Consider the following 7,115-nt stretch of genomic DNA (forward strand, 5'->3'; position numbering starts at 1 on the left):
CCCATGAACCGAGGACTCACGACAGCGGCCGCGGGCCTCGTCCTGGCCGGCCCGCGCCTGCTCGCCAGGGGTACGCCCACCGCGGTCGGCGTGGCGGCGGGGGCGGTGGCGGGAACGGCCCGCGCCGGTGTGCGCACCGCGGACTTCGCGGCCCGTACGACACGGGCCGCCCGGGCCGCCCTCCCGGGAGCGTCCCGGAACTGGCGGGCGGGCCACCGCGTCCACCTGCCCCTGCGCCCGCACGCGGACCCGGCACCCGGGGAACACACCCCGACCGAGCACCGCGCCCGCCGTCTCGTCAGCGCCCTCGCCGAGCACCCCGACATCGCGCTGGCCTACTGGGACCAGGGCCTCGGGCGGCTCGTCGTGACCGCCGTGGAGGGGGTGGCCGCCGAGCGCGTCGAGAAGCGGGTCTCGGTGCTCGCCGAGCGGTACGGGCTGGTGGCGGACGACCAGGACGTCGAGGAACTCGCCCACCCCGGCGACCCCGGCTCCGTGCGCACCGCCGCCCTGGCGCTCGCCGCCGACGCCGTCGGAGTCGTCGCCGCGGTCACCGGGTCCGCGCTGAAGCTGCCCGCCTCCCCGCGGCCGGTGACGGCGGTCGTGACCCTGCTGCGGGAGAACCCCCGCTTCCGGGGCTGGCTGCGGGGACGGCTCGGAAGCGCCCGCATGGACGTGGCGCTGGCCGTCGTGAACGCCGCCGTGCACGGCGCCGGCCAGAGCCCCACCTCCCTGCTGCTCGACGGGACGCTGCGCTCCTGCCAGCTGACCGAGGCCCTGGTGCGGACGGCCGCCTTCGAGACGGTGCACGACGACCTGTGCGTCCCCGACCGTGACAGCGTGCCCGCCGACCCGGCCCTGCGCCCGGCCCCGCGCCCCTCACCCGCCCAGGACTACGCGAGCCACGCCGCGGCCGGCAGCATCGCCGGCGCCGTCGCCGCGCTCCTCGTCAAGCACGACGTGACCGAGGCCGCGGAGGCCGTCCTCGCGGGCTCCCCCAAGGCCGCCCGCTACGGCCCCGCCGCCTTCCACGCCGTACTCGGCACGGCCCTGTCGCGGTCCGGCGTCCTGGTGCGCGACCCGGAACGACTGCGCCAACTGGAGACCGTCGGCACGGTCCTGCTGCACCCGAGCGCCCTGCGCACCCCGGGCGCGGGCGCCGACCCCTGGGCCGAACCCGTGCTGGACGCGGCCCGGCGCGCCGGACTGCGGGTCGTCGTCCTGGACGACCCCGCGCTGGCCGACTTCACCGGCCTCGCCGACCAGGTCGTGGACGCGGGGCGGCCGCTGCCGGACATCGTCGACGGACTCCGCAACGACGAGGGCGGTGTCCTCACCGTCGCCCGCCCGCAGGACGCCGACGTCGTCGCGGGACTGCTCCGCGGCGACGTGGCCGTCTCCCTCACCGACGGCGGCTGCGCGGTCGCCTGGGGCGCCGACGTCCTCGCCCCGCACGGACTGCCCGACGTCTGGCGGCTGCTGACCGCCGTACCGGCGGCCCGCGCGGTCGGCCGCCGCTCCCAGACCCTGGCCCGCTCGGGCGCCGCCCTGTCCGGCCTCCTCGTCGCCGTCGGCGAGTCGGGCCGCAGCCGACGCCGTACGGCACTCCCCGGACTGCGGCACGCACCCGTCGACATGGCCGCGGCCGCCGCCCTGTTCACCGGCACCCGCACCGCCCTCCGGGTGGCGGCCACGAGCCTCCCGCACCCGCGCCCCCGGGTGCCCTGGCACGCCCTGGACCCGGACGACGTACGCGACCGGCTGGAACAGCAGGCACCCCCGGAACCGACGCTCGCCGAACAGACGACCGCACGGGTCCGCACCGCCGCCGACGCCGTCGTACGCCTGCCCGTGCTGGCCCCCGTCAGGTGGTCGGCGCAGCTCGCCCGGGCCGTGCGCGGAGAGCTGGACGACCCGCTCACCCCCGTCCTCGCGGTCGGCTCGGCCGCGTCCGCGATCCTCGGGTCCGCCATGGACGCCCTGCTGGTGGTCGGCGCCCTCGACCTCAACGCGCTCGTCGGCGGCCTCCAGCGGCTGCGCGCCGAGCGGGCCCTGTCCGGGCTGCTCGCCCAGCAGAAGCAGAAGGCCCGGGTCGCGGAGGAGGGCGACGCGGAACCACATGTGGTCGACGCCGCCGGGCTGCGCCCGGGCGATGTCATCGAGCTCACCCTGGACGACGTCGTTCCCGCCGACGCCCGCCTGCTCTGGCAGGACGGCCTGGAGGTCGACGAGTCCGCGCTGACCGGCGAGTCCCTCCCGGTGGGCAAGTCCACCGACCCGAGCCCGCACGCCCCCGTCGCCGAACGGCACTGCATGGTCTTCGAGGGAACGACCGTGGTGGCCGGGAACGCCCGCGCGGTCGTCGTGGACACCGGCGACCGCACCGAGGCCGCCCGCGCCGTCGCCCTCGCCGCCCGCACCCCGGCCGCCGGCGGGGTCCAGGCCCGGCTCCAGGAACTCACCCGCAAGGCGATGCCGCTGACGATGGCGGGCGGCGCCGCGGTCACCGGGCTCGCCCTCCTGCGCGGCACACCCCTGCGGCAGGCGGTCAGCGGCGGCGTCGCGGTCGCGGTGGCCGCCGTCCCGGAAGGGCTGCCGCTGGTCGCCACCGTCGCGCAGCTCGCCGCCGCCCGCCGGCTCAGCGCACACGGCGTCCTGGTCCGCGCCCCGCGCACCCTCGAAGCCCTCGGCCGCATGGACACCATCTGCTTCGACAAGACCGGCACCCTCACCGAGAACCGGCTGCGCCTGGTCCGGGTCGCCGACGCGGACGGCCGGGTCCACGCCGCCGGCGAGCCCGACGCGGACGGCCCGCTGCGGATCGCGGCCCGCGCCTGCCCCCAGCTCGACGGTGACTCCGAGCAGCGCCCGGCCCACGCCACCGACGAGGCCGTCCTGGACGCGGCCGCCCCCGACGAGGAGTGGACGCAGCGGGAGGGCCTGCCTTTCGAGGCCGGCCGCGGTTACGCCGCCGCCGTCGGACAGGCCGGCGACGACTCCCCGGTCCTGGTGCTCAAGGGCGCCCCGGAGACGGTCCTGCCCGCCTGCGCGGACCTGCCCGCCGACGCCTCCGAGCGGGCCCACTCCCTGGCGGCCGACGGTCTGCGGGTCCTCGCGGTGGCCCGGCGGCCGCTCGACGGCGACGAGAAGGCCGTACTCGAGGAGCCGCTGCGGGACCTGGAGTTCGTGGGCCTGCTGGGCCTCGCCGACGTGGCCCGGGACACCTCCCCCGACCTGGTCCGCGGACTGCGCGAGGCGGGCGTGCGACCGGTCGTGCTGACCGGCGACCACCCGCAGACCGCCCACGCCATCGCCACCGACCTCGGCTGGCCCGAGGACGCCACGGTCGTCACCGGCGACGAACTGGCCGCCGCCGACCGCTCGGCCCGCTCCCGGATGCTGCGCGACGCCGACGTCGTGGCCCGGGTCGCGCCCGAGCAGAAACTCCAGGTCGTCGAGGCCCTCAGGGACGCGGGCCGGGTCGTCGGCATGGTCGGCGACGGCGCCAACGACGCGGCCGCCATCCGGGCCGCCGACATCGGCGTCGGCATCAACGCCCGCGGCTCCGCCGCCGCCCGCAACGCCGCCGACCTCGTCCTCACCGGCGACGACCTCACCGCCCTCATCGAGGCCGTCCGCGAGGGCCGCGCCCTGTGGCACAGCGTCGCGGACGCCATCGCCATCCTGATCGGCGGCAACGCGGGCGAGGTGGGCTTCGGCATCCTCGGCACCCTGCTGTCGGGCGCGGCCCCCCTGTCCACCCGGCAGATGCTCCTCGTCAACCTCTTCACCGACCTGTTCCCGGCGATGGCCGTGGCGGTCACACCGACGGAGAAGCCCACGGAGGACAACCCCTCGGTCGACACGATCCTGGGCACCTCCCTCACCCGCAAGATCCGCGACCGCGCCGTCACCACCTGCCTGGGCGCCACGGTGGCCTGGCTCATCGGCCGCTTCACCCCGGGCACGGCCCGCCGCTCGACGACCATGGCGCTGTGCGCGGTGGTGGGCACCCAGCTGGCCCAGACCCTGGCGGACCGCCGGGAGAGCCCCCTGGTCCGTGTGACGTCCCTGGGCTCCGCGGCGGCCCTGGTCGCCCTGGTGGAAACCCCGGGAGCAAGCCAACTCTTCGGCTGCACCCCCCTGGGCCCGCTGGCGTGGGCAGGAGTGGCAGCGGCGATGGCCCTGGCCCTGACGGGCCAGCGGTTCGTACCGGCGGTGGAGCGGACAGTACTGAGCCGCCTGGGCTGAGCGCTGCGCCGGCCGGTGGCGCCGGGTGCTGTCTCGACTCGGCTGAGGTCACCCACCCAGGGGCGCGGGGAACTGCGCGACCGGCCCCCACCGGCCGCCGGCCGACGGACTACGCGACGACCCCCGCCGCCTCGCGGACCTCCGCCGACTCCAACCGCTCAGCCGTACGCTCCGCGGTCCGCCGGGCCCACGTCCCACTGGTCACCGCCCCGAGCACCAGCACCATGAACCCGCACCCGGCCACGATCCACCACCCCGGCACCGCGGCGGACACGAACCTCTCCCGGTACGACGACGAACCCACCCCCGAGGCCAGCACCGCCCCGATCACCGCGACCCCGAGCGTCTGTCCGAGCTGACGGCTGGTGGAGGCGACGGCCGCCGCCACCCCGGCCTGGGCGCGCGGCATCCCCGACACCGCCGTGTTCGTGATCGGCGCGTTCACCAGCCCGAACCCGATCCCGAACAGCACGTATCCGAGGAACAGGGTCACGTTCGAGGTCTCCGCGTCGAACGCGGCGAACAGCACCCCGCTCGCCGTAGTCATCACCCCCGCGATCACCAGCGGCAGCCGCGGCCCCCGGCTCCCCACCAGCCGCCCGGCGAGCGGCGCGAACAGGAACATCGGCACCGCCATCGGCAGCATCCACAGCCCGGCGTGCAGCGCGTCCAGCCCCCGGACGTTCTGGAGGTACAGCGTCGACAGGAACAGGAACCCGCCCAGCCCCGCGAACGCGCTGATCGCGATCACCGTGGCGCCACTGAACGGCGCGGACCGGAAGAACCGCAGGTCGATGAGGGGTTCGTCCCGCCGGGGCTCGTACCAGAGGAGCCCCGCCAGCGCGACGACGGCCACGACGGCGAAGGGCAGGACGTACGAGAAGCCCGACTCCGGCGCCTCGATGATCGCGTACGTCAGCGAACCGAACAGCGCGATCACCAGGAGCTGTCCGACCGGGTCGGGGCGACGGGCCCTGGGCGCCCGGGACTCCGGGACGTACCTCAGGGTGAGCAGCAGCGCCGCGAGACCGACCGGCAGGTTGACCCAGAAGATCGAGCGCCAGCCGACCGAGTCCACGAGCACCCCGCCGACCAGCGGCCCGGCGGCCATGGAGATGCCGACGACCGCGCCCCACACGCCGATCGCCCGCGCCCGCTCGCGCGGGTCGGTGAAGGTGTTGGTGATGATCGACATCGCGACCGGGTTGAGCATCGAACCGCCGACCGCCTGCACCATGCGGAAGACGATCAGCGCCTCCAGGTTCGGCGCGGCGGAGCACAGCGCGGAGCCGATCGTGAAGACGATCAGGCCCGCCATGAAGACGCGCTTGCGGCCGATCCGGTCGGCCGTGGAGCCGGCCAGCATCAGCAGGGAGGCGAGGACCAGCGTGTACGCGTCGATCGTCCACTGGAGGCCCGCCGTGCCGGCGTCCAGGCCCCGCTGCATGGCGGGCAGGGCGACATTGAGGGCGGTGGTGTCGAGACTCACGATCAGGAGGCTCATGCAGCAGATCGCCAGGACCAGCATGCGTCGACGGTGACTGAGCTCGGGCATGCGTTTCATCGTACGCCGATTTCGATAGTGCGTCTAACTAATGGTTAGTACATGATCAATGCACGGGTACCCCGGGGCGTGCGTGACAATGGGGGAATGTCCACGACCGCGCTCACCGACACCACGCCCCTGCGGATCGGCCCGCACACCGTCCGACCGCCCGTCGTCCTCGCCCCCATGGCCGGGATCACCAACGCGCCCTTCCGCACCCTGTGCCGGGAGTTCAGCGGGGGCAAGGGGCTGTTCGTCAGCGAGATGATCACCACCCGGGCGCTGGTCGAGCGCAACGAGAAGACCATGCAGCTCATCCACTTCGACGAGAGCGAGAAGCCTCGTTCGATCCAGCTCTACGGCGTCGACCCCGCCACCGTCGGCAAGGCCGTCCGCATGATCGCGGAGGAGGGCCTCGCCGACCACATCGACCTCAACTTCGGGTGCCCGGTGCCCAAGGTGACGCGGAAGGGCGGCGGGTCCGCGCTGCCGTTCAAGCGTCCGCTGCTCCGGGCGATCCTGCGGGAGGCCGTGAGCGGGGCGGGGGACCTGCCGGTCACGATGAAGATGCGCAAGGGGATCGACGACGACCACCTCACGTATCTGGACGCGGGCCGGATCGCGGTGGAGGAGGGCGTGACGGCGATCGCCCTGCACGGACGGACCGCCTCGCAGCACTACGGCGGTACGGCCGACTGGGACGCGATCGCCCGTCTCAAGGAGCACGTGCCGGAGATTCCCGTGCTCGGCAACGGTGACATCTGGTCGGCGGCGGACGCGCTGCGGATGGTGCGGGAGACCGGCTGTGACGGGGTCGTCGTCGGGCGGGGGTGCCTGGGGCGGCCCTGGCTGTTCGCGGATCTGGTGGCGGCGTTCGAGGGCCGTACCGAGGACGTCGCGCGCCCGCAGCTCCGTGAGGTGGCCGACGTCATGGTCCGGCACGCCACCCTCCTCGGCGAGTGGATCGGCGACGAGTCCCGTGGCGTCATCGACTTCCGCAAGCACGTGGCCTGGTACCTCAAGGGCTTCTCGGTCGGCTCCGAGATGCGCAAGCGCCTCGCGATCACGTCGTCGCTGTCGGAGCTGCGGGCGGGCCTCGACGAACTGGACCTCGACCAGCCGTGGCCGGCCGGCGCGGACGGGCCCCGCGGTCGTACGTCCGGCAACAACCGGGTGGTGCTGCCGGACGGCTGGCTGAAGGACCCGTACGACTGTGCGGGCGTCGGGGAGGACGCGGAACTGGACACGTCGGGCGGCTGATTGCGGGTGCGGGGTGGGTGGGGGCGGGCGTTTTGCGCAGTTCCCCGCGCCCCTGAAA

3 protein-coding genes are annotated in these 7,115 nt (G+C 74.9%); 2 read left to right on the forward strand and 1 reads right to left on the reverse strand.

Annotated elements, in window-relative coordinates:
- The first annotated feature begins 3 nt into the window (after positions 1-3).
- On the forward strand, positions 4-4,251 hold the full coding sequence (locus tag AOJ26_RS29735; protein ID WP_053851456.1) for a cation-translocating P-type ATPase: 4,248 nt from the start codon (positions 4-6) through the stop codon (positions 4,249-4,251).
- Between the two features lie 109 nt (positions 4,252-4,360).
- Here the strand turns inward: AOJ26_RS29735 and AOJ26_RS29740 are convergent, their stop codons facing one another.
- Positions 4,361-5,806 (reverse strand): MFS transporter, encoded by a 1,446-nt coding sequence (locus AOJ26_RS29740; protein ID WP_053851457.1) that lies wholly within the window; start codon positions 5,804-5,806, stop codon positions 4,361-4,363.
- A gap of 96 nt (positions 5,807-5,902) precedes the next feature.
- On the opposite strand from AOJ26_RS29740, the gene dusB reads away from it, so the two are divergent.
- Positions 5,903-7,057 (forward strand): tRNA dihydrouridine synthase DusB, encoded by a 1,155-nt coding sequence (dusB, locus tag AOJ26_RS29745; protein WP_053851458.1) that lies wholly within the window; start codon positions 5,903-5,905, stop codon positions 7,055-7,057.
- The last annotated feature ends 58 nt before the right edge of the window (positions 7,058-7,115 follow it).

This window comes from Streptomyces sp. NRRL B-24085, from assembly GCF_001282115.1.
GTDB lineage: Bacteria > Actinomycetota > Actinomycetes > Streptomycetales > Streptomycetaceae > Streptomyces.